Origin of the sequence: Clostridium sp. 10cd* (genome assembly GCF_044336395.1) — a bacterium.
GTDB lineage: Bacteria > Bacillota_I > Bacilli_A > Erysipelotrichales > Erysipelotrichaceae > Clostridium_AQ > Clostridium_AQ innocuum.
On sequence record NZ_CP172347.1, the window covers coordinates 3,713,357 to 3,738,043 of the forward strand.

Annotated in this window: 27 protein-coding genes; 5 read left to right on the top strand and 22 right to left on the bottom strand. The window is 45.2% G+C overall.

Going from position 1 to position 24,687, the window contains the following annotated elements; genetic code table 11:
* The first annotated feature begins 215 nt into the window (after positions 1-215).
* A complete protein-coding gene (locus ACG3M1_RS18490; RefSeq protein ID WP_008818721.1) occupies positions 216-1,406 on the top strand; it encodes a hypothetical protein in 1,191 nt (396 codons plus the stop codon).
* A gap of 245 nt (positions 1,407-1,651) precedes the next feature.
* Here the strand turns inward: ACG3M1_RS18490 and ACG3M1_RS18495 are convergent, their stop codons facing one another.
* From ACG3M1_RS18495 to ACG3M1_RS18525, 7 genes are all read right to left on the bottom strand, one after another.
* Complete coding sequence (locus ACG3M1_RS18495) at positions 1,652-1,798, bottom strand: hypothetical protein (protein WP_154410724.1); 147 nt, start codon at positions 1,796-1,798, stop codon at positions 1,652-1,654.
* A gap of 145 nt (positions 1,799-1,943) precedes the next feature.
* A complete protein-coding gene (locus tag ACG3M1_RS18500; protein WP_008818720.1) occupies positions 1,944-2,483 on the bottom strand; it encodes a cysteine hydrolase family protein in 540 nt (179 codons plus the stop codon).
* 69 nt (positions 2,484-2,552) lie between these two features.
* The gene (locus tag ACG3M1_RS18505; protein ID WP_009270496.1) at positions 2,553-3,770 is read right to left on the bottom strand and encodes an MFS transporter; all 1,218 of its coding nucleotides are present in this window, start codon (positions 3,768-3,770) and stop codon (positions 2,553-2,555) included.
* Positions 3,771-3,894: 124 nt separating this feature from the next.
* Positions 3,895-6,087 (bottom strand): bifunctional diguanylate cyclase/phosphodiesterase, encoded by a 2,193-nt coding sequence (locus ACG3M1_RS18510; protein ID WP_009270497.1) that lies wholly within the window; start codon positions 6,085-6,087, stop codon positions 3,895-3,897.
* A gap of 126 nt (positions 6,088-6,213) precedes the next feature.
* Positions 6,214-6,744: a GNAT family N-acetyltransferase gene (locus tag ACG3M1_RS18515; RefSeq protein ID WP_008818717.1), complete on the bottom strand. Its 531-nt coding sequence runs from the start codon at positions 6,742-6,744 to the stop codon at positions 6,214-6,216.
* Positions 6,745-6,865: 121 nt separating this feature from the next.
* Complete coding sequence (locus ACG3M1_RS18520) at positions 6,866-7,681, bottom strand: alpha/beta hydrolase (RefSeq protein ID WP_002607758.1); 816 nt, start codon at positions 7,679-7,681, stop codon at positions 6,866-6,868.
* A 47-nt stretch (positions 7,682-7,728) separates the two neighbouring features.
* The gene (locus tag ACG3M1_RS18525; RefSeq protein WP_008818716.1) at positions 7,729-8,154 is read right to left on the bottom strand and encodes a PaaI family thioesterase; all 426 of its coding nucleotides are present in this window, start codon (positions 8,152-8,154) and stop codon (positions 7,729-7,731) included.
* Between the two features lie 429 nt (positions 8,155-8,583).
* On the opposite strand from ACG3M1_RS18525, the gene ACG3M1_RS18530 reads away from it, so the two are divergent.
* Both ACG3M1_RS18530 and ACG3M1_RS18535 read left to right on the top strand, forming a co-directional pair.
* The gene (locus ACG3M1_RS18530; RefSeq protein WP_009270498.1) at positions 8,584-9,351 is read left to right on the top strand and encodes a DeoR/GlpR family DNA-binding transcription regulator; all 768 of its coding nucleotides are present in this window, start codon (positions 8,584-8,586) and stop codon (positions 9,349-9,351) included.
* A 123-nt stretch (positions 9,352-9,474) separates the two neighbouring features.
* Positions 9,475-10,035 carry a manganese efflux pump gene (locus ACG3M1_RS18535; protein ID WP_009270499.1) on the top strand — a complete coding sequence of 187 codons (561 nt, stop codon included), beginning with the start codon at positions 9,475-9,477 and terminating at the stop codon, positions 10,033-10,035.
* A 129-nt stretch (positions 10,036-10,164) separates the two neighbouring features.
* Here ACG3M1_RS18535 and ACG3M1_RS18540 read toward each other — a convergent pair whose 3' ends face one another.
* The 10 genes from ACG3M1_RS18540 to ACG3M1_RS18585 all read right to left on the bottom strand — a co-directional run bounded on the left by ACG3M1_RS18540 (position 10,165) and on the right by ACG3M1_RS18585 (position 18,332).
* Positions 10,165-10,995 (bottom strand): hypothetical protein, encoded by an 831-nt coding sequence (locus tag ACG3M1_RS18540; RefSeq protein WP_009270500.1) that lies wholly within the window; start codon positions 10,993-10,995, stop codon positions 10,165-10,167.
* Positions 10,992-12,107, bottom strand: a complete 1,116-nt coding sequence (locus ACG3M1_RS18545; RefSeq protein WP_008818712.1) for a radical SAM/SPASM domain-containing protein — start codon at positions 12,105-12,107, stop codon at positions 10,992-10,994. The genes ACG3M1_RS18540 and ACG3M1_RS18545 overlap by 4 nt, the downstream gene beginning before the upstream one ends.
* 48 nt (positions 12,108-12,155) lie before the next feature.
* Positions 12,156-12,302: a hypothetical protein gene (locus ACG3M1_RS18550; RefSeq protein ID WP_008818711.1), complete on the bottom strand. Its 147-nt coding sequence runs from the start codon at positions 12,300-12,302 to the stop codon at positions 12,156-12,158.
* Between the two features lie 313 nt (positions 12,303-12,615).
* Entirely contained in the window at positions 12,616-13,596 is a 981-nt protein-coding gene (locus ACG3M1_RS18555) for a Gfo/Idh/MocA family protein (RefSeq protein ID WP_009270501.1), read from the bottom strand.
* 75 nt (positions 13,597-13,671) lie between these two features.
* Positions 13,672-14,340, bottom strand: coding sequence for a ribose 5-phosphate isomerase A (gene rpiA, locus ACG3M1_RS18560; RefSeq protein WP_008818709.1), 669 nt, complete (start codon positions 14,338-14,340; stop codon positions 13,672-13,674).
* A gap of 50 nt (positions 14,341-14,390) precedes the next feature.
* Entirely contained in the window at positions 14,391-15,311 is a 921-nt protein-coding gene (gene pfkB / locus ACG3M1_RS18565; protein WP_009270502.1) for a 1-phosphofructokinase, read from the bottom strand.
* Entirely contained in the window at positions 15,308-16,057 is a 750-nt protein-coding gene (locus tag ACG3M1_RS18570) for a DeoR/GlpR family DNA-binding transcription regulator (RefSeq protein ID WP_002607767.1), read from the bottom strand. Before ACG3M1_RS18570 ends, pfkB begins: the two co-directional genes overlap by 4 nt.
* 271 nt (positions 16,058-16,328) lie before the next feature.
* Complete coding sequence (locus ACG3M1_RS18575; RefSeq protein ID WP_040014084.1) at positions 16,329-16,535, bottom strand: hypothetical protein; 207 nt, start codon at positions 16,533-16,535, stop codon at positions 16,329-16,331.
* Between the two features lie 32 nt (positions 16,536-16,567).
* A complete protein-coding gene (locus ACG3M1_RS18580; protein WP_008818707.1) occupies positions 16,568-17,530 on the bottom strand; it encodes a type I phosphomannose isomerase catalytic subunit in 963 nt (320 codons plus the stop codon).
* A gap of 1 nt (position 17,531) precedes the next feature.
* Complete coding sequence (locus ACG3M1_RS18585) at positions 17,532-18,332, bottom strand: Cof-type HAD-IIB family hydrolase (RefSeq protein WP_008818706.1); 801 nt, start codon at positions 18,330-18,332, stop codon at positions 17,532-17,534.
* 296 nt (positions 18,333-18,628) lie between these two features.
* On the opposite strand from ACG3M1_RS18585, the gene ACG3M1_RS18590 reads away from it, so the two are divergent.
* Together ACG3M1_RS18590 and ACG3M1_RS18595 are read left to right on the top strand one after the other, a co-directional pair.
* A complete protein-coding gene (locus tag ACG3M1_RS18590; protein ID WP_002607776.1) occupies positions 18,629-19,408 on the top strand; it encodes an HAD family hydrolase in 780 nt (259 codons plus the stop codon).
* 17 nt (positions 19,409-19,425) lie between these two features.
* Positions 19,426-20,205 carry an HAD family hydrolase gene (locus ACG3M1_RS18595; protein WP_008818704.1) on the top strand — a complete coding sequence of 260 codons (780 nt, stop codon included), beginning with the start codon at positions 19,426-19,428 and terminating at the stop codon, positions 20,203-20,205.
* Positions 20,206-20,555: 350 nt separating this feature from the next.
* Here ACG3M1_RS18595 and ACG3M1_RS18600 read toward each other — a convergent pair whose 3' ends face one another.
* The 5 genes from ACG3M1_RS18600 to ACG3M1_RS18620 all read right to left on the bottom strand — a co-directional run bounded on the left by ACG3M1_RS18600 (position 20,556) and on the right by ACG3M1_RS18620 (position 24,685).
* Entirely contained in the window at positions 20,556-21,479 is a 924-nt protein-coding gene (locus ACG3M1_RS18600) for a patatin-like phospholipase family protein (RefSeq protein ID WP_008818702.1), read from the bottom strand.
* A 201-nt stretch (positions 21,480-21,680) separates the two neighbouring features.
* Entirely contained in the window at positions 21,681-21,983 is a 303-nt protein-coding gene (locus ACG3M1_RS18605; RefSeq protein ID WP_002607780.1) for a hypothetical protein, read from the bottom strand.
* A 618-nt stretch (positions 21,984-22,601) separates the two neighbouring features.
* A complete protein-coding gene (locus ACG3M1_RS18610) occupies positions 22,602-23,426 on the bottom strand; it encodes a PTS system mannose/fructose/sorbose family transporter subunit IID (protein ID WP_002607781.1) in 825 nt (274 codons plus the stop codon).
* Complete coding sequence (locus tag ACG3M1_RS18615) at positions 23,410-24,192, bottom strand: PTS mannose/fructose/sorbose/N-acetylgalactosamine transporter subunit IIC (protein WP_002607782.1); 783 nt, start codon at positions 24,190-24,192, stop codon at positions 23,410-23,412. The genes ACG3M1_RS18610 and ACG3M1_RS18615 overlap by 17 nt, the downstream gene beginning before the upstream one ends.
* A 22-nt stretch (positions 24,193-24,214) precedes the next feature.
* Entirely contained in the window at positions 24,215-24,685 is a 471-nt protein-coding gene (locus ACG3M1_RS18620; RefSeq protein WP_002607783.1) for a PTS sugar transporter subunit IIB, read from the bottom strand.
* Positions 24,686-24,687 lie beyond the last annotated feature (2 nt).

Below are 24,687 nucleotides of genomic sequence, written 5' to 3' on the forward strand. Positions count from 1 at the left end.
CGAAGGAAAGTTTATGGTTATTTGATTCAGCATCCTATGCTGCACAAGAATGTATCTGCTGCTTGCTATAAAACTTTTGCATCCTACAAAAGAAGGCTATCCCTGCATATGTTGAGCCACTCCATGTATTTCCCTTTTTCATACAGATCGTCCTCTCTTGACATTTTTTAGCTCAATGATATGATAAAGGAAAAAAATGGAAAGGTAGTGCTGTCATGAAATATTCTGCCGGTATGCTGGATTTGCTGGAGGCACTTACGCTACCCGAGCAGCCTGTTTTATTTCTGAAGCTGACGATACAGCCCCATATCTGTATGGAAAGATTAAAGGATGCAGTTAGTCAGTGTATAGCGTTTCTGCCCGAGCTTGCTTTACGCTATGATGAAAAGCATAACTGCTGGAGGAAACAGAAGGACGATACTTTTTCTATGATTCAGGAGGTTGAAGACTTTGACTTTTCAAGCTGGGACATTGAGCACCATGCACAGCTCTGCATACAGATTATACATAAAGAACAGCAGGACCTTGTATGCATCGGATACAGTCATATTCTGTGTGACGGGGATGGAGCTACACAAATCCTTCGCCTGCTGACAGCCTGTTATCGCCAGGAGACTGTCTCCTTTCAAAACTGCCGAACCCCCGAATCCCTTCCGATCATAAAGCTGAAAAAAATAAAAACCAAAAGAAGAAAAACAATTCCTGCCGCACTTCCTTTTGCTCCCCATCCCCTGCATACCAGCGAGCTGCATCAAAGCATTCCACGAAAGCTGTTACAGCAAATTTGTCCATCTGCCTGTACAGTGAACGATGTTCTGCTATGTGCCTATGCCCAGACACTGCACAGCATCTCCGCAGCGAATGCCGTGACAATTCCCTGTCCGGTAAATCTTCGTTCCTATCTGCAGAAAAAGCCAAGCTGGTCCATTGCAAATTTCGTTGGAGATTTTCAGGTAACACTGCATGGTCTGGATCATCGCGACTGGCGGGAGCTGCTTGCGGATGTCCATCAACAAATGCAGGAGGAAAAGGCACGCTGTTCTGACCTGCATACCATACAGCTGTTACATCCGATTATGAAGCACCTTCCTCTTGCCGTCACAAAAGCTGTCGCAAAAGCAGGCTTTCACTCACCGGAAATCTCCTACACAAATCTGGGAAAGATCGATGCGGCATCCATCTATTTTGACGACTGCACGATTACGCAGCTGTATCTTCTGGGCAGAGCCCGCATATACCCGTCCTTTCAGATATCAGTCTCTACATGGAAGGATACCTGTACCTTAGCCTGTCATGTCACAGGAGACACGTTACAGCTAATGCATGCACAGAAAATTCTTACAACCATGTGTAGACTGCTGCATACATATGCAGGACAACCCGTGTCCGAATCAAAAACAGAATGACCTCTGCCATTCTGTTTTTCTATATGCAACTACGTTTCCACTTCATTATCCCACACACGATCTGCTATGTAAAAGACCTGTATACGTACAGAGGTTTCTCAAGGACATATCCATAGCAAAGCAGACTGCCGCTGCAAGCATTAAGCTAAAACGTACATACAGCATGTTGTCCTTCCATCTCTGCCAATTGAAATACTGTCTTCTTCATCAAAACGAAATTGAGTCCTAAACAACTGAGAGTCGTATCACTTTTTGATAAATGTAATGATGACACAGCATGCCATGAATATGCCAGTAAGAAGCAGAATCCAATCGTTGTGTGTAAGCAGACTGCATACAGTTAATACAAATGCGGCTGCCATTATGATTCTGTAAAATACTTTCTCTTTCATTTTCAGCTTCCCTTTCTTTGATATATACAAACGGACTTGTCCATGCATCCGGGAGGTAACGCCTTATCACGGCAGGCCTGAGACGATTGTCTTTCCCTTGCATCGCCTCGTGTTTTAAGCCCTCATTCACGCCACTTCTTCCCTGCTACCTGCAAAGCATATTCTGCTTGATCATTTCCAATGCCCTTTCAAAAGGTACGCATGACGCATATCGGTTCTTCCAAATAAAATTATTGTAATAATCATAGGTTTTCTTTGCCGACATATAATCGTTATCCACCGTGCTGTTTGTGTAAGCAGGAACAATCATGTGAAATCCATGTTCAAATCCGCATATGATCGTTGCATTGATACAATACTCTGTCTGCAATCCTGCAATCATGATCGTATCCTCTCCTTTATCTCTTAAATATTCCGTCAGTCCTGTGTCTTTAAAAGCGCTGTTTACATTCTTATCAACTATTTTTTCTCCGCAAAGCGGCTTGAATTCATCGTATATGTCAAAGCCCTGTGCACCCTTTGTCAACGCATTTTCAGCACCATCATCGTGACGAACATACACCACCTCGACACCATGCCTTCTGGCTTGCGCTATCAATGTTTTTATGCGACTTTCAAGAAGCTGAAATTCATATAATGCTTCATTCATAATCATTGTCTGCGTATCCACAATCAAAAGTACCATTTGTTTTCTCCATTCTCTCATAAAGACCGTAATGGCCTTTTTTCCCTTAACCTGATTATTCCTCTGCTATTATGCATTCTCACGATTTCGTCCGGAGCGCCTGTAATACCATATAGCTGCCAGCATGGAAATCAGAAAGAAGATACCCGCATACAAAAAGGATAACCGTGGTCCCGCTGCATAGATAAATCCTGCGAACAATGCCCCTGCAATCATCCCCAGACTTTTCATCGCATTGTAAAAGCCCATGACCATGCTGCTGTGCTCAGCACTGGATGCCGAAGCACAAAGATCCTGCAGTAAAGGGATATAAATAGCATTTAATGCAAAGAAGATGATATTGATAAGGATAAACGGCAGAATATCCTCCAGCATCGTTATGGCGATCAGCGTGACACCGGCTCCTCCCAGCACATAGATGACAGATTTCTTAACGTTGGTTCTCTTCATGATCCATACACAGATCGTAGTATTGGCAAACAGCGATATAAAGCCGACCACGGCCTTCAGCATACCGTTATAAGAGGAATTGAAATGAAATTGATCCTTAATAAAATAATTGAAATTCTGATCATATGCCGTTGTTGCCGTTGAGGTCAGAAAAACCGCAAAGAATAAAACAGCGAATGTCAGCGTCATAAAGCGACGGGCATCCAGAAATGCCTGAAACGGATTTGCTTCCTTCCATATGCTGACAGACTTGCCTGTTACCTCCCTATCCTCTCGCAGACATATCGCAAACAGCATACCGCACAGAATGAGGACACCGCTTTGCAATGCAAAGGTCAACGGAATGGAAACGACACCGGCAAACCCGCCGATCAGATAGCCGAAAGCCGCAAATACGGTCGTGAAGGTAGCGGATAACGCCAGATAGCGCCCCCTGTTCTCCATTGTGCTTGTATGAATGATATAGGTCAGAAAGCTGACCATAATACCACCGACAAAGAATCCCGATAAAAGGCGGGCAAGCATAATGGTGGGAAGTGTTTTCATGATGGCAAACAGCAGCTGTCCGATGCCGTAGCCCACACAGCAGATACCCAGAACCCGGCGGCTTCCCATACGCGTGACCTGCTTTGCCCAGAAGGGAGAAAAAAGAAAATTGGTGAATGCCATACCGGCATACAGCATACCGAAGGAATAATCCGGTAGCTGAAGATTCTGAATGAGTGTCGGCGTAATCGGATGTGCAAAATTAGCAGCCAGACTCTCCAGAGCAACTGCGAAGAAAAACAGCTGCAAATGATATTTAGACAGAAATGATTTCATGGATGAATTGTTCATATATCGCTCCCACTTTCTACAACATGTCAAATCTTACTATGAATACGGTGGAAAATCAACTGAGAAACTACGTATGCTCATAAAAAACAGATGCCGGTTTCCAATGGAATGCATCTGCTTTTGCTTATTTCTGCTTAATATATTTCTGTTCAAACATAGAGACAGGAATCGGACGGTCGATTAAATACCCCTGCAGACCGTCACAGTCCAGCTGCTTTAAAATATCAAATTGCTCCTTTGTTTCAACTCCCTCCACAATCAGCTGCATCTGCAGATTGTGACAGATTTGAACAAGGGAGGATATCAGCATCTGTGAACGGCGGTTATTCTGCAAATCCTGCATCATACTGCGATCCAGCTTCAGCGTATCCAGCTGCGCATTGATAAATAAGGCCATATTGGAATAGCGTGCGCCGAAATCATCAATGGATATGGAATATCCCTGCCGTTTGATGCGCTCCATTATCATAATCAGAAATTCATTGTCCAGACTCTCGTCATTTTCTATGATTTCAATCTCCAGATACTGCTTGGGAACATTGTAGTTTCCCCAGATGCGTTCCAGTTCTCCCAGAAAATCCGCCATACGCAAGGTGTAGCGTGAAAAGTTCACACTCAGCGGTGTAAGTCTTCTGCCTTCCGCATGCCAGCGGCTGAGCAGTCTGCATACCTGTTCAAAAGCAAAGAAATCCAAGTACCGGATCGTGCGTGCCTCCTCCAGAGATGGAATAAACTCATTGGGCATAATCAGGGTACCCGTTTCATCGTGATAACGAATCAGTGCCTCTCCTCCGATAAGCTCCTTTCTGAAATTCACCTTCGGCTGCAGATACACCTCAAAGCGCTGATTTTCCAATGCCTGCATCAAGACGGAGCGGTCCGCAAGCTGCAAAACCGTATCGTTACAGCAGCGGTACCGGTTGGAATTTGGATTTTTCCGATAGAACTGCATTTTATCCTGATACATGTATTCATCTGCATCTGTTATCCTGGAGGATATATCCTGACAGGTGGATGTCCATATATGTCCGATTGCCCCCTTGCAATTCGCACTGCCGATGATTGCCTGCTTCAGAATTCCCACCTGCTCCAGAAATTCCTGTTCCTGCATTCCCTGAACAAACACAACGAATTCATCCCCGCCGATTCGATAGATGGCGCCGGTGTTAAACACCTTTTTCAATATGGATGCTCCTTCTGTCAGCACCTTATCTCCATAGGTATGTCCCAGATGGTCGTTGATATCCTTCAATCCGTTGATATCCATATAGACGATACCAAGGGGAATCTGCCTGCCATTGAGCTGATTCAGATCCTGAAGGTAGCGATTTCGATTATACACACCGGTTAGATCATCGTAATAGCTGTTATGCAGCAGGCGGTCGTTCAAATCCTTTTTCTCCATCGCCACACTCATGAAATAGCTGATGGTTTCCAGCATGGAGAAATTCCGCATATAGTCAGGTGCCGGATTATCCACACCGATAAATCCGATGCTTTTATTATTCTGAACGATCGGAGAAAGCGCAATGCTGTGTATATTCTGTACGTGCAGCACCTCATAGGTCTGTGGAAAGCTTTTCTGTATACGTTCCACATCCGGTATGGAAACATTTTTCCCCTGCTCGATAAAATCCTTCCAGATTGCGAGCAGCTCAACATCCATATTCTGACAGAATTCCATGGATGATTCCACACCATCGCTGCACCACTCATAGGTGTTGTTCATACATCCGTTCTGCAGCTCAAACACATAGGCGCGCTCTGCATGCATGAATTCACCGATTTCTTTCAACAGCTGATCCATATAGCTCTGCATATCATTGGATATATACATCAGACGGATACAGGACACGGTTTTCATTTCCATCTGCAGAGCCAGATTCAGACGCTCATGCTCCTGTTCCAGATTCTGACGAATCCTCATCATATCCTCAACATCGGTATAAACGACATAAACGACCGGTATGCCGTCGATCTGTTCTTCCGCAAAGGTACCGGTCATATGAATCCGCAGACAGCTCCCTCCTTTTACAGGAAGGCGGCAGAAGCATTCGTACTGCTGACTTTTGTTTCGATATGCATGCTCAACAATTTCCTTCAGCTTTTCAAAATCCTTTGGGGTCTGCTGAAAAAACAAGGTCGCGCTGTCATGAAACAGGATGTGATATTCCTCTTCACTGTATCCGCACATCGTATAAAACGTATCATTTGCCCATAATGTTGAAAACTCTTCATTGAGAAGATATTTACACACGCCGATGCGCATGGCACCGAGCTGGTTTTCCGTATCTTCCTTCCAAATTTGTGTATTCATTGTATCATCCTTTTTTTACTATCCCTTGCTTTTTTATAAAAAGCATACATCCGCATATGTAATCCATTACCGGAAGTCTTCCTATGCTTGTAACGTTTTGCGAAAGGCTTCCCTTCGGCCATGCTATCATCCATTCAGGTAGCTGATGAAATCCTTTTGATACAGGACATAATCAACTGAGGACTGCTGTCTTCCCAACTGATCTGTCCAGGAATTTTCATTCACCCGCACTCTGGTAAAGCCAAGCTGTTCATACACATGCTGTGCTCTTGTATTGGTAAGATTCACATACAGGATAATCCTGTGACAGCCTTGCTCATGAAAGAGGGAGGATATCAGCATACTCAACAGAACTTTTCCGATTCCCTTGTTCTGCCGGGAAGCATCGCATAGCTTAATGCCTATGGCGGCTGTTGCATCAGCTTTCCATCGCACACTCATTTCGCCAATCGCAATATCGTCCATTTCTATCATCAATAAGCGATGAGATGTATCGCAGTTTTTTATCGTTTCCGCAATTTCCTGCACCGTTTCCCCTGTACCGTTTGGAAATCCTGCATGTGCCATCACCCTGCCATCATTCCACCATTGTGCAAGCTGCCCGGCATCCTGCACTACAGCATCCCGTATGGTTAAGTTTTGATATCTAAGCAGCATATTCGTCCTCCAAGCAGTATATACGCTTATTACATGTGCAGGCATTTCTGCATACCGCTTTCATAGTGTCAGTTCTATTGTATACCGTTTTTTCCATAAAGGATACTTTTTTAAAAAATCTTTACAGAATTGCATTTATCCACGTTTCCAGAAGGCTCATCCAGCCTTCGCATTCCGGCTGCAGCTTCTCTCCGTCGGCTCGCTGACTCAGTCTGCCGGCTGTAGACAGGCCATGTGCACCTTTATCATACATATGAAATTCACACAGCACACCCTTCTTTACCAAGGCAGAGGCAAACAGCAGAGAATTTTGTACGGAAACCGTTGGATCGGTATAGGTATGCCACAGAAAGGTTCTGGGTACATCCTTATGTACCTGCAGCTCCAGTGATACATGGTTTCGCAGCTGCTCATCCTCCGCATGCTCCTGCAATAGATTTTGTATGCTTTCCTCATGTGCATAGGCACCGGCAGTGATAACGGGATAGCATAGAATCTGGGCAAACGGACGCAGGTCCGTTCTCTGAATATATTGTGTGATTATCGGCTGATTCCAGTTTATACCAAGACTCGCCGCAAGATGTCCCCCTGCTGAGCAGCCCATAAGAAAGATACGGTCCTGACGGATATTCCAAGCCGTGCAGTTATCCTTCAACAGCTGAAACGCCGCCGCAGCCTCAAGCAGTGCCCGGGGATAGGCAGCCGGAGCACAGGAATAACGAAGCACGGCTACCTGTAAGCCCATGGCATTTAACCGTATGGCAAGCGGTTCCGCCTCCCGATCGCTGGTATAGCGGTATGCACCGCCGGGCATCAGCAGCACTGCCGGACGCCTTGTGCTGTTCAACAGCTCCTTTGATGCATCCATAAAATACGTCTGCAGGACTGCTCCTGTTGCTTTTCCCTGCAGCTGTATCTGAATCGTTTCTGTACGCATACGCTCCTCCTATACAAAAAGCCGGATATCTCCAGCAGATATTTCTTTTATTTCCTGCTTCCCTTGCGATATCGTTCCTGATCGAGAAAGAACATCGTAAAGGTTGCCCGTGACAGCAAAACATCTTCGTCATTGAAAATAAAAACCTCGTAAACTCCGGTCGTTCTGCCGGCTGATATTTTCTGTGCGATTCCGATCAGCTTGCCGCCTCTTCCCGGCTTGATATAATTGATCGTACCGGACAAGGTAACGCTGTCCCGACCCGAGGTAAAGCTCGCTGCCCCGGCTGCGGTATCTGCGAGAGAATAGAGTGCACCACCGTGTACAAAGCCATGTACATTCAAAATCTGTTCATCAATGATCATCTCAACCTTCGCATAGCCTTCCTTCACCTCCACGACCTGCATATCGTTGCTTTGCAGATATTGAGAAGAGGAATTCAGGCGCTTCTTTAATTCATCCATTGTTTCCATGGGAAAGTCTCCTTTTTTACATAATACAATACCTTCTGTATGCTCATCATTATACCACGATGACCTGAAAAAGCGCAGCTATTTACAAGTCCGATAACAAAAAAACAGATGTTACTGAGTTATTTTTAAAAACAAGCAAAGCATACAGCAGGAAGCGCATGATTCATTATTGGAGAAGAAAATCCAATCATGCTCTATATACATGACAGTGCATCTGTTTTCGTCTTGCAGCGCCATGATCCGTGCGGTTACCTTCGGCATTTCATGTATCCGCATGCATTTCACCGAAAGGCATCTTCCTGCTGTTTTGAGAACAGCGAATTCCATCTCTGATTTTATTGTACCCTCTTCGCAGATCTCCGCCTTATGCGAAGTCTATTGACATCCGGAAAAATATCTGATAGTGTCTTACTGACAGGAGGTGATCCTATGCTGACAAAAGAACGCTTCTTTCGCATTCTGGAGCTACTCGATCATAAATCGTTCATTACAATACAGGAGCTGATGGAGGTTTTAAACGCAAGCAAATCCACAGTCAACCGCGATCTGATTGAGCTGGAAAAGCAGGGATTGATCCAACGGGAGCGCGGCGGTGCTATAAAAAAAGAAATGCCTGCGACACTCAGCAGTTATCGGGAGCTGCCCGTTATGGATAAAGAACATATTCACAGTGCGGAAAAGGATATGATCTGCGCACAGGCAGCCGCTATCGTAAAGGACGGGGATTGTGTGTATGTGGATTCCGGTACGACCCCCAGCTATCTGATTCCATATATTGCAGGTAAAAACATCAAGCTTGTCACCTCCAGCATTTATGCATTACGCAAGCTGCCTGCCTCCTTTCCCGGCGAGCTTTTTCTGATTGGCGGAAAATACGACATGCGTTATGATATGAGTGTCGGTTACCTTACAACCGAGCATATACGTAAATTCCATTTTGACCATGCCTTCTTCAGCGCAAGCGGCGTTGAGCTGGATTCTCAGGAGGTTCTGGCTATTGATTTCACAATAAGTGAAGTGAAAAGCACGGTACTGCAGCGCTCTCGCTCCTCCCATCTTCTGATTGACGATTCTAAGCTTTCCATACGGGCACTTTGTACATGGGCTGTGCTGTCTGATTTTCAGGATGTATACATCAATGCCTTTGAGTCCATGCGGGAAATGGAGCTGCCGCAGCATTTCATCATTTGTAAATAGAACTCATTGCAGTTCTTTTTTTTACGCTGTCATACAGCGGTAATACAGCTGCGGCACGACTGCTTTCACAATGTCTAACACCCTTGCAGCTGCTGCATAGTATACGCTAAAGGGGGAATGACGATGCATGTACTATCTGCCCTGCTGTTTGCCGTATCTGCGAATATCGACTGTCTTGCCATAGGTCTGTCCTATGGCATCCAGTCTGTAAAAATCGATGCTCGAAGCAATTTGATCATTGCAGTGATATCCACTGCGGGTACCCTGATCTCCATGCTTGCAGGAAAACCGCTGGCAGCACTCTGCTCAGCGGATACTGCCAACCGAATCGGAGCTGTCCTGCTGATGCTGATCGGGTGTTGGATTCTGTTTCAAAATCACCGGACACAGCAGAAAAGTCTGAAGGCATATGACCGTGATGCGTCCAGCAGAATCGACCAGAAGGAAGCGGTTGTTCTGGCATTTGCACTCACGATCAATAACATGGGACTGGGGATATCCGGAAGCATCACCGGACTGCCGATTCCTGTAACCTGCCTGTTTACCTTTCTATGCTCGCTGCTGTTTATCGCTGTATCGCAAATCGCAGGAAAAAGCTGCATAGCTTATTTTATTCATAAATATGCAAGAGATACAGCTGCGTGGATGATTATTCTGCTGGGAATTCTGGAATGCTGTATATAAAAAAGCCTGCGGGGTATCAGGGTTCTTACTTCAGGGTGTTTGCAAAAGGGAGAATGCAACCCTATTGATAAATACAATAGGGTTAAATCCTCCTGTTTTAAATTTACTCACCATCGCGTATGAATAAAATCAGCTTCGCATACTTTTTTTCATTATGAATGACAGCAGTGCCAACGAAGCAAATGCGCCCAGATACCAGACTGCCAGCACACGCAGCTGCTGTAATGCTGTATGCAGCAGCTCCTCCATCTGCACATAGGATATCCGCACAAGCAAAGGAAGTACATAGCTGATACACAAAAACAGCAAGGCCGCAAACAGGCAGCTGAGCGCTGCATTTCGAAAAGCACGATACCTCCCTGATGCAGAAACCAGCATGCTTACAAAGGATACCAGCATAGCTCCGCACAGAAGCCGGATCGTATCATTTTGCATACCGAACTGCACAAGCCGCACAGCCAGAAGGGCGGGTACGCTGAGGGATGCTCGTGTATCCTCAGCCAGTGCAGACAGACGGGTGTTCAGGTGCAGCTGACGGGTTAGAATCTGAAGCAGCAGCTTTTGCTGGGAGGCAGTTAGATTTATATTCTGAAACAGTGCCGTTTGCTCCTTTGAAAGCAGCTCTGAAAACTGTGCATCCAAATCCGGAAGCTGTGCTGTTTCATCCGCTACACATTGTATAAAGGTAAGTCCGGCAGTATCCAGAAAGGATGTCCAGTCTGCTTGCTTCTGAAGATTCTCCTGCAGCGTATCAAGCTGCTGCAGGATGGACTGCTCCAGAAGAAAACCGCCAGGTACCTGTTCCAGCGCATCCTTAAGCGGCTCTTTGATATCCAGATGGGAAACGACAAGCGCACTCATTCCCTGTTCCTTCACCTGCCGCAGGGTCACAGCTCCTCCCAAAAGCAATGCAGTGCAGAGAAACAGCAGTGTGCTGACCCATAAAAGAAGTCTTCTCATCCTGTCACCTCCCGGCGTTTTTTCCTGCCAGCTCCTATTTCGACTACTTCCTTCAGCTTCGGATAGGCGTATAAAAGAAACCGTTGGTAGCCGCACTGTGTTTCATTCATAAAAACACTGCGCAGACGTTTGCAGTTTCCGTGGCACATCGGCTGAAATGGACAGGCAGCACACAGCTGCGGCTCTTCCCTGTATGCAAACGCCTTCGCGCGGCTGCAATCGCGTGCCGCAAGCAGATCGGTATCCAGAACATTGCCGCAGTGATATTCATCCAGTACATAAAAATCACAGGGATACAAAGAGCCGTCGCTTTCCACAACATACTGAAACTGACACTCTCCCAGCATTCCGCAGGTACCTGGTGTTTTTCCCTGCAGGAGCAGCAGCAGGTTATCAAACAGGGCAACGCTTTGATACTGCTTGTTTTCCACATCCTGTATCCAGAGATCAAAATAGCTGCGGTAAAACTGATAGAACAGCTCCGGTGTCAGTGAATATGCACTCTGTTTTTCCTGCAAAGGGGCAAGGCAGGGAATCAGCTGTACATGGGAAAAGCCGTGCTCCTTATAAAAGGCAAACAGCTTCTTCGGCTCCCTGGCCAGCTGCCTGCTTAAAACGCTCAGAATATTGAAGTCTACATGATGTCTGCGTAACAGCTGTATGGCACGCATCACGTCCGCATACGTACCGGCATCCTTGCGTTTTCGATACAAATCATGCTGCTTTCGCCATCCGTCCAGAGATACGCCGACAAGAACATTGTGCTTATGAAAAAAGGAGCACCATGCCGCATTCAGCAGACAGCCGTTGGTCTGAATGGCATACCGCACATTCTGCTTTGGCTGGCGAAGCTGTTTTACGGCATCCGCAAACTGCTCATAGAAGGGCAATCCGGCAAGCAGCGGCTCTCCGCCCTGAAAGGCGAAGGTGATATCGGCATCCGCATCCGCAGCTTGAAACACCTTTTCCAGCAATGCCACAGCTACCTCATTGCGCATACGCCCGTAGTTCGCACTGCTTCGATTTTCTGCAATATCCTTATAGAAGCAATAGGTGCAGTTCAGCTGACAGCCTGCGGATACCGGCTTGACCAGAAATGATAACGTCTTCATATGCATCCCTTCTTTCCACCGCTAAGTATAGCATGTCTTTATAGTATATCACAAGACAGCTGCTGCTTTCACCTTGAAGCAAAGCCATGAATTTCTGCTTCGGTTCTCACTTTCGGACGCTTCCTGCATGGTACGATACAGACTTTTCATCTGATATTTATGGATACGGTGATGTACATGTGCTGTATGAATCATTCAATCCGCCTGGACAGGATGAAAAATTCTTTCGAATACATCACGCTTTCCTGCCCGACGGTATTTTTTTCGAGCATTCACCGCTCTTTCGCTCTGACATGCATACGAAAGCATCAAAAAAAGATTCTTTACTGACAGTGTGCAAGATCAAAAAGGGGAATGCAATACCACTGTAACTTATCAATGATATTTGAATATCCCTTTTTCAAACACCAGAACGTAAGGAAACCTCACAAAAAAAGCATCCTGCTTCTTTGTATACGCCTTGAAGCACAATGCTTATTGTCTGTTATATACATCTCTTTTTTGATGCCTATGCCTCTTCGTCTTCAAACGGATAGCGCATTCCCCACTGTCTGCGTACTTCATCCATCAGGGCTACTACATCACTGGATAGCTTCAGGGTGCTGTTGTTCGCTGTTGCGCTGACGGCAGCCTCCATATCCCGTAGCTCATATACCAGTGCATCACTGCGTGTTCCCGCATCCAGTGTTTCTGTCCAGCCATCTCTTGTATAGCGGATCTGAAGGCTGTCTGCTCTTGGATATTCACGGATTTCCAGATATCCCTCTTCTCCGGCAACAATACCTACCTTTGGCAGCTTGGCTCGCATGGTTAACGTAACCGTAGCCATTTCATCCAGTGAATTGCGCAGGATGAAACCGCTCATTTCATCCACACCTGTTTCAAAGGGAATCATATTCGTGAGAACGGTATCAGGCTGTGCATGCAGAAACCAGCGCACAAAGGATAACGCATAGGTACCGATATCCAAAAGGGCTCCTCCGGCAAGCTGCGGGGAAAAGAATCTGTTCGTGACATCGTATTCCTTACAGCTCCCAAAATTAACCTGTATCATTTTCAGCTTACCGATTGCGCCCTGCTCAACCAGCTCTTTTGCTTTGGCAAACACCGGCATGTGAAAAATCGTCATTGCCTCCATCAGAATCAGCTGCTTCTTTTGTGCCAGTGCCATTGCTTCCTGCAGCTGTCTGTGGTTTACTGTGATTGCCTTTTCGCAAAGTACATGCTTGCCATGCTGCAAAGCGCGCATCATATAGTCATAATGATAGGTATGCGGTGTTGCGATATAAATGATATCCACCTGCTCATCTGCAAGCAGGCTTTCAATATCGTAACAGTGCTCAACCGTATATGCACTTGCAAATGCCGTTACCTTCTCCATATGACGTCCAGCGACGGCATAAATCGTACCATGCTCCTTCATCAGCGCCTCGGCCATCTGCACGGCAATTGCACCCTGACCAAGAATACCCCAGTTCCATTTTTTCATATTCTCATCCCTTTCCTGTTCACATTTTAAATATCCGCAGCATGCTGTGGAATACACGCAATCTGTTATTTCTTATCAGACACTGCCTTTTTTCAATAGCTCAAAGCCCTGATCGCTAACAACCAGAATTGCGGTGACCTCTCTTGTCAGCAGGGATGTATCAACAACCCCCGCAATGCTTTTCAATGCATGATTCAGTTTCTTCGGATCCCCGACCTTATCAAACCATACATCCGCCAGTACATTGCCATGATCACTCATTACAGCACCGTACTTTCCTTCCCCATGCTTACAGACAAAGCGGCCTTGCAGCTCCTCCACTCTGCGTTTCACATAGGCTGTTGCATCCTCCAAAAGCTCCATGACAACCGGTACATGAAACTGCAGGGTGTCTGAAAGCTTGCTTTCATCAATCAGCAGCATATATTCCTCTGCCATATTGGCAATCAGCTTCTCCCGGACATGAATTCCGCCTCCGCTTTTCAGCGCATAAAATTGACGGTCTGCTTCATCACAGCCGTCAAAGGCGATATCCACATGGGATATCTGACGCAGCGGAAGAAGCGGCAGTCCCAGCTTTATACAAAGCGTTTCCGTTTCCAGAGACGGCGTTACGATTTGCACCTGCTTTCCGCTTTCCTTAACAAAGCGTGCAAGATGAGCGATCGTTGATCCCCCTCCCAAGCCGATTACCATGCCGTCCTGTATATATGCCAAGGCCTTTTGTGCACAACGTTTTTTCATAATGTTCTTATCTCCTTTTCCTGTATCTCAGGGCTTGTATCCCTCTGCCCTTAGCAGGCTTCCCGTTCCTTCAGCTGCACCAGCAGCTCTTCCACCGTTTCCCTGTCCGCAATTCCCTTGGAAAATGCACTGGCACTGCCACATGCTGTTCCATAACGCAGTGCCGCCGCATAGGACTGCTCACGCAAATAACCGTATAGAAAGCCCGCAACCATGGAATCACCGGCACCAACGGAATTAACAACCTTTCCCCTGCAGGCCGGTGCATGATAAACCTCCTGTGTTTCAGTGAGCAGTAAAGCTCCCTGCTCCGCCATGGATACCAGCACATTACGTGCACCCATCGCCTGCAGCTCCTTCGCATAGACAAGCAGATCCTCCCTGCTGGAAAGCTCTACCTCAAACATTTCCGCAAGCTCCTTATGATTGGGCTTGATCAGAAACGGATGATAGACAAGCGTGGACATCAGTGCTTCCTGCCTTGCATCCACACATACACGGATGCCGCTCCCCTGCAGATGCTGCATGATATCCGCATAGATATCCTGTGGAATACTGCAGGGTACATTCCCGGACAGCACCAGAATATCATCCTTTTTCAATCGATCCAGCTTTTTTATAAGCTGCTCCAGATGCGTATAGCGAATCTGCGGTCCCTGTCCGTTGATTTCACTTTCCTCCTGCGCATGCACCTTTACGTTGATTCTCGTAAAGCCCTGCTCCACCTTCAGAAAATCCGGCTGAATGCCCATGGCCGCAACCCCCTGTTCCAGTGCATCCCCTGTAAAGCCTGCGATAAAGCCCAATGCACAGGATTTCATCCCAAGCTGTGCCAGCATACTGGATACATTGATTCCCTTTCCCCCGAAGATCAGATCCTCCGCCTTGGTGCGCATAATTTCACCGGCTGTCAGCTCGTTTACTTCAACCACATAGTCAATTGAAGGATTTAATGTCACTGTATAGATCATTCTTCCACCTCGATAATATCCGCTTCCTCCAGATATTCCTTCTCCACACCCTTGCCTGTGATGATCGTCGCATCACTGATATCCGCCGTCGTGATAGAGGTACAGGTTCCGAATTTACCGGAATCCGCAAGCACATAGCACTTCTGCGCATGTTTCATCGCCTCCATCTTGACATACGCCTCATTGGTATCCGGTGTGGTAAAGCCGCTGTCCACCGTTATACCGTTGGTTCCGAAAAATGCCTTGTTGAAATTGTATTTCTGCAGGGAGGAAACAGCACCGAGACCTACCACCGCTTCCGTTTTGCTTTTCAGCTCACCGGCCAGCAGGAAGGTACGAAAGCCCTGCGCAGCCAGCCGTCTTCCATGCTCCAGCCCGTTTGTCACATAAATTGCTTCCTCTTCCTTCAGATATTCCACCATGTGCAGGGTTGTGCTCCCGGCATCGATATACACAAAGTCATGCGCCTGAATCAGCGATGCGGCATAGCGTGCAATCCGCTTTTTCTCTTCCACATGCTCCTCACTGCGCGCAGCCACCTCAGTTTCATATAACCCGTATTCCTTATGCAGCAGCGTTGCACCGCCATGTACCTTTTTCAGTTTTCCCATCTTATGCAGTGCCACCAGATCCCGCCGTATGGTGGATTCACTGATGGACAGTGCCTGTGTCAGTTCCAGAACCGTGACAGTTCTCTGCTTTTGCAGAATGGACAGAATTGCCGCAAAGCGTTCTTCAGCAAGCATCCTCATTCCTCCTCTTTGTTATAAGTATACGTTCTATAATCGCCATTGTCAATCACATTCAGTCAAATTATTGCAGGAATATTTGACCGATTATGAAAATATCTGCAGGTTTTCTTGTCTGTAGCCCGCAACAGACATTCGATAATCTCTGGTACATTTAGAAATATGACGCTGGAAAGGATAGACCGGGGCAGCATCCGCACTCAGTCGGTGTATAGGTAACGACAGAAAAAAGAAGCAATTCCCTATGCATGCCAGAGACTTTATTTCTTCATAATACAGCTTCTTCCATTCCCATAATCACACAAAACACATTGTATTCATCTATAAAGAAAGTACCTATAGCTTCAACCTGACCGCCAAAGTCAGACCTCTCTATAGGTACTTTTTTCATATTGCCTTTTTGGGAATGAGTCGAGAAGGAAAACGCAATCAACGCCTGTCGGTTGAGAGAATCTGCCTTACTTACATTTCCCACGATTATTTTCTGTTTTACGGATTACTCCTTGCTTATACCTTGGAAAGGATGAAGCGGCAGCTTCCCTTGATGGTCACCTTGCCCGTATTTGCACTGGCGAATACAGAATCTCCCTTGCGGATGCTCAGCATGGTATCATCACTTTCGATACTGCCCTCACCATCCACAATGACAAAGGACGCAAAGCTTTCCTCGTCCACCTTCACACTGCACTCTGTTTTCACATCATACACATAGGTTGTGAAATATTCGCAGGTAGCCATCATGGCACACTTGTAGGTACCGTAATCCTTCTCTTCACCAATCGGTTTGAAATCACTTTCCAGCGGTGTCAGATTGGAAACATCAATAGCCTTCTCAATGTGCAGCTCTCTCGGCTTTCCATCCTTACCTACGCGTCCGAAGTCATACACGCGATAGGTCGTATTGGAATTCTGCTGAATTTCACAGATTACAATTCCTTCACCGATTGCATGAATGGTTCCCGATTCAATGAAGAACACATCTCCCTTGTGTACCGGCACCTTCTTCAATACATCCAGAATGGTGTTGTCTTCAATGCGTGCCCGGAATTCATCCTTTGTAATTTCCTTATTCGTTCCATAATACAGACTGGCACCCTCTTCGGCATCCAGGATATACCACATCTCTGTTTTCCCATATTCCTTTTCCACACGCAGCGCATACTCATTGTCCGGGTGAACCTGTATGGACAGATTGCCTTTTGCATCGATAAATTTAATCAGAATCGGGAAAAATTCAAATGCGTTTCCTTTGGTGCCAAGTGCATCCTTTCCCAGCTTTTCCACATACTCACTCAGTGTCAGTCCCTTGTACTCTCCACTGTCCACAATACTCTGTCCGTCCTTGTGTGTGGATAACTCCCAGCTCTCCGCCACAATATCAAGATCGGTTTTCTTGTTGTAGTTTTCCTTTAATTTCGTTCCACCCCACAAATAATCCTTAAATGCAGGGAGCAGTCTTACCAATGCCATACTAAATTACCTCCAATTTCTTCAGGGCCTTATAAATCCCCTCTTCTTTTACGGTTCCGGTGACCATGCTTGCCACTGCGTCCAGTTTTGGATCATGCTTTCGCATCGCGACACCGTGCACCACACCAGCGAGCAGCTCTACATCGTTATCCCCATCTCCAAACGCGATCGTCGCGTCCATGGGAATGTGAAAATAATCGATAATCGCTCTGGCTCCTACCCCCTTGTGTATCGTCTTCTTTGCGATGTCAAAGGTATTGCAATTGCGGTGATAGGAACACAGATACGTTTTTTCCAGCTCTGCGCCGCTTGTTTCCAGCTGTTTTCGATTTGGGAATGTCAGTGTGATTTTTCCAATCCTGCCTCTGACATCCTCAAAGCCGCGGTATTTGACGAAGTTATCTTCCGGTATCTTAAAATTATCCATAAAATGCAGATATTCCGACTCTTTCAGATCCTTTACATAACAGAATTTCGTTCCCTCCAGTATATAATTGATAGATAAGCTATCCATATACTGAAGCAGAGACAGCAGTTCCTCATCAGAAAAAACATCGTTGTGGATTACCTTACCATGCACAGTTACATGCGCACCATTGCTTGTCACATAACCATCCAGATGCAGATCCTTCGCTCCGTTTGGAATATAGCTCAATGCTCTTCCGGTTGCCAGCACACACAGGTATCCCAAATCCTGCAGACGGCTGATCGCAGCTTTTGTCAACTGCGTAGGAACATAGATTTCATCTCTTTCATCTACCAGCGTTCCGTCATAATCGTACAATACGAGTCCTTTTACCATAATCATCCTCCGTACAGTTTAATTATAGGAGAAACAGGTTAGGATTGCAAACAGGAATCTCGACATTTCTGAAAGAAGAGGGGTTTGTTTGAGGGGAAACATGATGATCGCAGGACATGTTGTAAACTATGTTATATGAATGCTTTGTGTATGAAAACATTCGAATCTGTTTTCCTTACATTGTGACTGTTGCATAAGACTTAATGGATTTCGTATTCTAGACTGTCCCTCGTGAATTTACTAGACATTATAAAAAAATCCCTTACAATAAAGGTTGAATAGCTGGGAGGATTTATATGAACATAAAAGCAGTATTTTTTGACATTGACGGTACCTTTTACGACCATACGACCAATCGTGTGCTGCCATCCACAAAGGAAGCAGTACGAAAGCTGAAGGAACAGGGCATCAAGGTCGCCCTATGCAGTGGAAGACCCCTGCAGCTGGCAGCTGAATTACCGGTATTCGATGAATTCTGCTGGGATGGATTCATCGGTGGGAGCGGTATTAGTGTGTATGATGAAAACAGAGAGCTGATTTGGGAAAATGCATTTACAGAAGACCAGCTGAAAAAGCTGTTTGCGATAGCAGAGAAGCACGAGCTCCCCTTGTATGTGAATGGGGAGAAAACCTTTCTGACAAGACCACTGCCTGCCAAGAAAGAATTTGTTCTGGATCTGTTTCATTTGGGCGTACCGGAAATACGAAGCTGGAATCATGAACGCGTGGATGTGCTGAGCATTTTTGAAAACCGTGATTATGACTTCCGTATGTTTCAAACGGTGGAAAACATCAGAATGCAGCCGTCCTGTGACTACATCATGGATATTTTGAAAAAAGATACCTGCAAGGCGACCGGCATCAAACAGCTGATGGCTTACTGGGGGCTGGAAAATGAAGCATATATGGCGTTTGGTGACAGTATGAATGACTGTGAAATGCTGCAGGAGGCTGCCGTTGGTGTTGCCATGGGGAATGCCATGGATGCCGTAAAGGCCTATGCCGATCATATCTGCGGCAGCAGCGATACACCTGCTATCCATGACACCCTGCAGGCTTACGGACTCATTCACTAAAACAGGAGGCACAGGCTATGAAAATAAACGCTGTATTTTTTGATATCGACGGTACATTTTTCGATCATGTGAGCGGTATGGTGCTTCCGGAAACACTGACAGCCGTAAAAAAGCTAAGAGAAAACGGCTATAAGGTCTGTTTGTGCAGCGGCCGTGCCAAGGAAATGGCAGAGCAGCTGGGTGTTTTACAAATGACTGCATGGGATGGCTATGTCGGCGGTGCCGGAGTAAGTGTCTACAACGAACGTATGGAGCTGATCAGCGAGCATGCCTTTACCAGAGAACAGACGGCACGTATATTTGAGCTTGGCAGGCAGTATGATATCTGTATTCAGTCGCATGGAACGTATGAATTCATGACGAAGCCGCTGAATCCGTATGCCCGGCAAACCTTTGCGGAATTTCACTGCGAGGTTCCCGAGGTACGGGACTGGCACGATGAGCCTCTGGTCGCCATCAGCGCATATGAGAAAAAAGGCTTTGACTGGAGTATGTTTGATGATATTGAAGGTATTGAGCTGCAGCATCCCAATGACACCTGCGTAGACTTCATGCAATGCGGCATCAATAAAGCGACCGGGATTCGGGAGCTGATGGATTTCTGGGGTTTTCCACATGATTCCTACATGGCGTTCGGTGATTCTTTGAACGATATGGAAATGATACAGGAGGCAGCGTATGGAATTGTTATGGGAAATGGAAAGGATGCCTTGAAGCCGTATGCTGATCTGGTCATCGGTCCCAGCAATGAGCCGGGAATTTATCATACCCTCAAGGAGCTGCACATGATTGATTAGGATGAGGGAACTGTATTTTCAATTCTACAATACGGATAGAAAATCTGTATTCAAAGACAATATATGAAGAAAATCAGAGCTGTCAATGAAGGCTCTGATTTTTGTTTTTTATCAAAGAGAGAAACATCTGTTACAGGGTCTGCATATACGTGGTAAAGCCAAGGATCAGCACATTGAAGAATCCATGGAGTATAGCAAATCGTGTAAATAGAGAAATGATCCGGCAGCTTGATAATAAGTGCTGTAAACACTCCTCCAATCAGGAAGCTGGTAATCAGCTGCAGCCTGCAGAAAAGTAACGATATGGAAAGCATTTTCCCTATTGAATACAGGTCTTTTTCATGCAGGATTCAAATACTTCCATCCTGCTGCAAATAGCGGCGGATGTCCTGAATCTGCCGTCTGGTGTCATAATACCCCATCCAGTACAGACTGCCCAGCTTCTCCAAATCCGGCTCCAGTCTTCCCACGGTAACCGGCTGTGAAGGTGCGATGACATAGATACGTTTTTGCTCCTGCAGAATTTCCAGCGCCTCGCATTGCCGATTATAATTGGCATCCATTTCCTCCAGCGCTTTGATAAATTTCGGGTATGGCTTGTAGATCGTCTTTTCCAATGGCAGCTTTCGGGTGATGCTGTCCATTTTCTTACGATAGGACAGCGGTCGCGTCCGCACGACGATAATTTTTTTATAGCCCTCCCGCAAAGCCCAGTCAAAGGGAATTTTATCACTGCAGCCTCCGTCCAGATACGGATAGCCCTCCATCCATACCATTTTGGAAATAAACGGCATAGAGGCTGATGCCTGCACCGCCTGAAAGATATCGCGGCAGTGATCCTTTTCAAAATATGCCGGCTCTGCTGTTTCACAGTTGGTCGCAACAGCAATAAAGCGGCGGTCAAATTGAAAAAAACGTTTCTTATCAAACGGGTATTCCTGATCTGCCTGATGAAAGGCAAATGCAAAGCCAATCAGACCTTCCCCGTTTTGCAGTGCTTTTCTTCCCACATACCGCTTGTCATGGCGGTATTTCAAATTCATGCGGATTGATCTGCCAATCTGACCGGATACGTAATTCAATCCATTCATGGCTCCTGCGGATACACCGATCGTACAGCGCAGATTGATGTTTTCCAGCATGAGAGCATCCAACACGCCCTCACCATACAGTCCGCGAAATGCACCGCCCTCCAGAACAATGCAGCCTTCCTGTACCATTGTGGATGCATTCCCGTGCGGCAGCTGATGAAAGCCGGAATATATTTTGTTCATTCCATCACCTCTCACATTCCAATAATGAAGCAACTGCGTATCATGGCATTGGCACGGCTCATGGTTACAGTCATTCATTTGTTGGAATTTTACGTAAGCAATACTAGCACAACTCTATCCCATAGTCAAACGATAGGAAATGAAAAACCGAAAGCATCATCACCTTCGGTTCATTTCTAAAATAAATATCAAACAGAGAGCTTACAAAGCTGCCTTGTTTAATCGGAATACGGACACGAACATTTCATCATACAGGAGAATATGCTCTCCCATTCTTCCTGCGCTGACCACCTCATCACGCAGAATGCGAAGCCCCGGCTTTACTCTGATCATCAACTCTGTAATTTCCTCAATGGTCTTCTGTTTTTTGCTGTGAAAAACCAGCTCTTCTCTTCCGATTTCCAGAAAAGCCTGATATAGTTCTTCCGGATAATCGCCAAGCCAAACATTTGGATAGTGCATGAGCATATGCCATGCATCATCAATCTTGATTTCTTCTTCCATATCTCACTCTCCTTGCTATATTGTATTATAGAGTAGAGAAAATATACAGAAGAAGGCTAAGGTAAATTCTGGAATATGCTTATATACTTTGTCGCGCATTTCTCATAAATATAATTCTGTACAGCCGTTACTTATGTGTACAGAATTAGGAATAAATTAAATAAATGCAATTTTAATGGGATAAGCTCACAGTTCTGCCGCTGTCCCTGGGATAATACATGCGTCACATGGTTACCCGTTATATCCCTAGATAATGCAAGATAGCTTACAGCTTTTACATTCATGGACCAGTGCTTGTTTCATATTGAAATAGATACTCTTTATGTTTACTACCTGTGTATGCCGCTACTGGTCCATTATATCTTATATACAATTCTTCACCTTAATACTAATATCCCTGCTTTGATGGTTTCAACCTGCATCCGCAAGTACCACAGACTTTTTTAATTCCTGTTAAGCATTTAAACGGGGAGCTCATTCAATTCATACGCATAATTCAGCTTATCTTTTGTCCTGGATGAGCCTTGATTCTTATATCGTCCATAAATATAGCTTCTGATTTTTAAAATTCAAGGGAGATATTCGTCATTATTTAGCCTTAATTTTATGAAATACAGCCTATACGATACCAAAGAATGCTAATGCGATACTTAATGCAAATACACTAAGTAGAATCGTTGTTGTTTTTATTTTCTTTCCCAATAAGAAGTACATAATACCGAACATTGCCAAAGGTAATAAGCCTGGCATAATCTGATCAAGATAAGTCTGAAGCGGCTGTGCAAATTTACCACTACCTACCATTATTGGAAGTTGAAAGCTTACCAGTGAAGCTGTCATACATCCGATAACCATCAGACCTACAGCAGAAGCAATATAAGTAACATTATCCATGATACCTGAATTCAAAAACTGTTTAAAGAAATTAGTACCTAACTCATATCCTTTAAACAAGCATATATATCTTAAAGGAATGGTTGGTATATTAACGATTAGAAGGAATAATAATGGACCCAGAATACTGCCATTAGCAGAGAAAGAAATAGCAATACCTGCAGCGATGATACGTAAGGTACCCCAGATCAAAGAATCACCGATACCTGCTATAGGACCCATCAAGGAGGCTCGAACAGCACTGATCGAGGTTTCATCAAAGTCAGGGTTATTTGCATTTTCTTCTTCCATGGCTGTTAGAATTCCATATAATAATGTTGATAAATGTGGAGTAATCGCCATAAATTCCACATGTCTCTGTAATGCGCGGGCACGTTTTTCCGGATCATCCGCATACAGTTTCCCTACAACTCTTGACATCGTATAGGCAGACCCTAAGTTTTGCTGTCGCTCAAAATTCCAGACAGCATCCTGTCTCCAAGACCTCCAGAAAACTCCCATCAAATCTTTTCGATCTAATTTTTTAACATCACTAGAATTCGTTTTCATCACTTAATACCTCCTCTGAAATCTTATTATTATTTGTTTGTTTAATCGTCAAAATAACACCTACAATAACACATGCCATCAATGCTACGCCGAATACCGGTATTTCCAGATATGCCGATAACAGGAAGCCACCAAAGAAGAAAGCAGCGACATCTTTACTGATAATCATTCTAACTAACATGGCGAACCCGATTGCAGGAATAATGCCCGTAGCAATCTCCAATCCATGATTTATGAATGGCGGAATAGCAGCCACGATATCTTTAATTAACGGAGCACCTAAGTAGTAAGAAACAGCTATAATTGCAGATAAGGAAACAATTTCAAAAATCCATCCAATCGTCTCTGTTCTTTCAACACCGCGAGCATCTCCTGCAGCAGCACATTTATCTGCATGACCACAGAATACAGGGGAAGTAATAAGCACTCTGAGCCCAGTTTTAATCATCAGTACCAAAGTAGCAACCGGCACTGCTAAAGCCACCGCAGCACTTGGTTCTCCACCACTGTTAATAACGAAGCTTGTCCCAATAATAGCACCTGATACCATTTCCGGAGGACAGCTTGCTCCTACCGGGAATGCTCCCAACCAGATAAGCTCCAAGGTAGCTCCTGTCATGATTCCAGTTCTGATATCCCCCAAAACCAAACCAACTAGCGGAGCCATAACGATCGGCCTGTTCCACATGGTACTGCCCACTCCATCATGAGCGAAGCCAAAAGCAGCTACCAATGTAATCAATAATGTTTGTACTAATAAATCCATCTTTTCTTACCCTTTCCTTTCATTAAATAAGTGTCATTACATCTTGCTTTGAATCATCCGGAACCATACGAACTTCCAACTCAATACCTTTATCATTCAGTTTTTTCAGCAATTCAATCTCTTCATCATTGACAGAAAGTGCTTTGGAAATCTGACGTTTTCCTGCTTCATTTTTAATGCCGCCCAGATTGATTGAAGTAATTTTGTCATAACCAAAAGCTAATCTGGATACATCTTCAATGTTTTCACAAAGTATCATTAGATTATATTTGTCTGTAACTCCGGCATTTAATGCTTTGATAGAGTCATCTATGCTTTTCATGACCAATTTCACGCCATTAGGCTTTGACAATCTTAAAGCTGTCATTCTTAATTCATCTTTAACAACAGCATCACTGGCAATTAAAATGCAGTCAGTACTGATACTTTTTGTCCAGGTAAACACAACCTGTCCATGTAATAATCTATGGTCTACACGAACTAATACAATCATAT

What these genes read in the sequence shown, in the direction of transcription:
- ACG3M1_RS18490 (WP_008818721.1), top strand. Translation starts at nt 216, where the DNA reads ATGAAATATTCTGCCGGTATGCTGGATTTGCTGGAGGCACTTACGCTA.
- ACG3M1_RS18495 (WP_154410724.1), bottom strand. Translation starts at nt 1,798, where the DNA reads ATGAAAGAGAAAGTATTTTACAGAATCATAATGGCAGCCGCATTTGTA.
- ACG3M1_RS18500 (WP_008818720.1), bottom strand. Translation starts at nt 2,483, where the DNA reads ATGGTACTTTTGATTGTGGATACGCAGACAATGATTATGAATGAAGCA.
- ACG3M1_RS18505 (WP_009270496.1), bottom strand. Translation starts at nt 3,770, where the DNA reads ATGAACAATTCATCCATGAAATCATTTCTGTCTAAATATCATTTGCAG.
- ACG3M1_RS18510 (WP_009270497.1), bottom strand. Translation starts at nt 6,087, where the DNA reads ATGAATACACAAATTTGGAAGGAAGATACGGAAAACCAGCTCGGTGCC.
- ACG3M1_RS18515 (WP_008818717.1), bottom strand. Translation starts at nt 6,744, where the DNA reads ATGCTGCTTAGATATCAAAACTTAACCATACGGGATGCTGTAGTGCAG.
- ACG3M1_RS18520 (WP_002607758.1), bottom strand. Translation starts at nt 7,681, where the DNA reads ATGCGTACAGAAACGATTCAGATACAGCTGCAGGGAAAAGCAACAGGA.
- ACG3M1_RS18525 (WP_008818716.1), bottom strand. Translation starts at nt 8,154, where the DNA reads ATGGAAACAATGGATGAATTAAAGAAGCGCCTGAATTCCTCTTCTCAA.
- ACG3M1_RS18530 (WP_009270498.1), top strand. Translation starts at nt 8,584, where the DNA reads ATGCTGACAAAAGAACGCTTCTTTCGCATTCTGGAGCTACTCGATCAT.
- ACG3M1_RS18535 (WP_009270499.1), top strand. Translation starts at nt 9,475, where the DNA reads ATGCATGTACTATCTGCCCTGCTGTTTGCCGTATCTGCGAATATCGAC.
- ACG3M1_RS18540 (WP_009270500.1), bottom strand. Translation starts at nt 10,995, where the DNA reads ATGAGAAGACTTCTTTTATGGGTCAGCACACTGCTGTTTCTCTGCACT.
- ACG3M1_RS18545 (WP_008818712.1), bottom strand. Translation starts at nt 12,107, where the DNA reads ATGAAGACGTTATCATTTCTGGTCAAGCCGGTATCCGCAGGCTGTCAG.
- ACG3M1_RS18550 (WP_008818711.1), bottom strand. Translation starts at nt 12,302, where the DNA reads ATGATTCATACAGCACATGTACATCACCGTATCCATAAATATCAGATG.
- ACG3M1_RS18555 (WP_009270501.1), bottom strand. Translation starts at nt 13,596, where the DNA reads ATGAAAAAATGGAACTGGGGTATTCTTGGTCAGGGTGCAATTGCCGTG.
- rpiA (WP_008818709.1), bottom strand. Translation starts at nt 14,340, where the DNA reads ATGAAAAAACGTTGTGCACAAAAGGCCTTGGCATATATACAGGACGGC.
- pfkB (WP_009270502.1), bottom strand. Translation starts at nt 15,311, where the DNA reads ATGATCTATACAGTGACATTAAATCCTTCAATTGACTATGTGGTTGAA.
- ACG3M1_RS18570 (WP_002607767.1), bottom strand. Translation starts at nt 16,057, where the DNA reads ATGCTTGCTGAAGAACGCTTTGCGGCAATTCTGTCCATTCTGCAAAAG.
- ACG3M1_RS18580 (WP_008818707.1), bottom strand. Translation starts at nt 17,530, where the DNA reads ATGGCATTGGTAAGACTGCTCCCTGCATTTAAGGATTATTTGTGGGGT.
- ACG3M1_RS18585 (WP_008818706.1), bottom strand. Translation starts at nt 18,332, where the DNA reads ATGGTAAAAGGACTCGTATTGTACGATTATGACGGAACGCTGGTAGAT.
- ACG3M1_RS18590 (WP_002607776.1), top strand. Translation starts at nt 18,629, where the DNA reads ATGAACATAAAAGCAGTATTTTTTGACATTGACGGTACCTTTTACGAC.
- ACG3M1_RS18595 (WP_008818704.1), top strand. Translation starts at nt 19,426, where the DNA reads ATGAAAATAAACGCTGTATTTTTTGATATCGACGGTACATTTTTCGAT.
- ACG3M1_RS18600 (WP_008818702.1), bottom strand. Translation starts at nt 21,479, where the DNA reads ATGAACAAAATATATTCCGGCTTTCATCAGCTGCCGCACGGGAATGCA.
- ACG3M1_RS18605 (WP_002607780.1), bottom strand. Translation starts at nt 21,983, where the DNA reads ATGGAAGAAGAAATCAAGATTGATGATGCATGGCATATGCTCATGCAC.
- ACG3M1_RS18610 (WP_002607781.1), bottom strand. Translation starts at nt 23,426, where the DNA reads ATGAAAACGAATTCTAGTGATGTTAAAAAATTAGATCGAAAAGATTTG.
- ACG3M1_RS18615 (WP_002607782.1), bottom strand. Translation starts at nt 24,192, where the DNA reads ATGGATTTATTAGTACAAACATTATTGATTACATTGGTAGCTGCTTTT.
- ACG3M1_RS18620 (WP_002607783.1), bottom strand. Translation starts at nt 24,685, where the DNA reads ATGATTGTATTAGTTCGTGTAGACCATAGATTATTACATGGACAGGTT.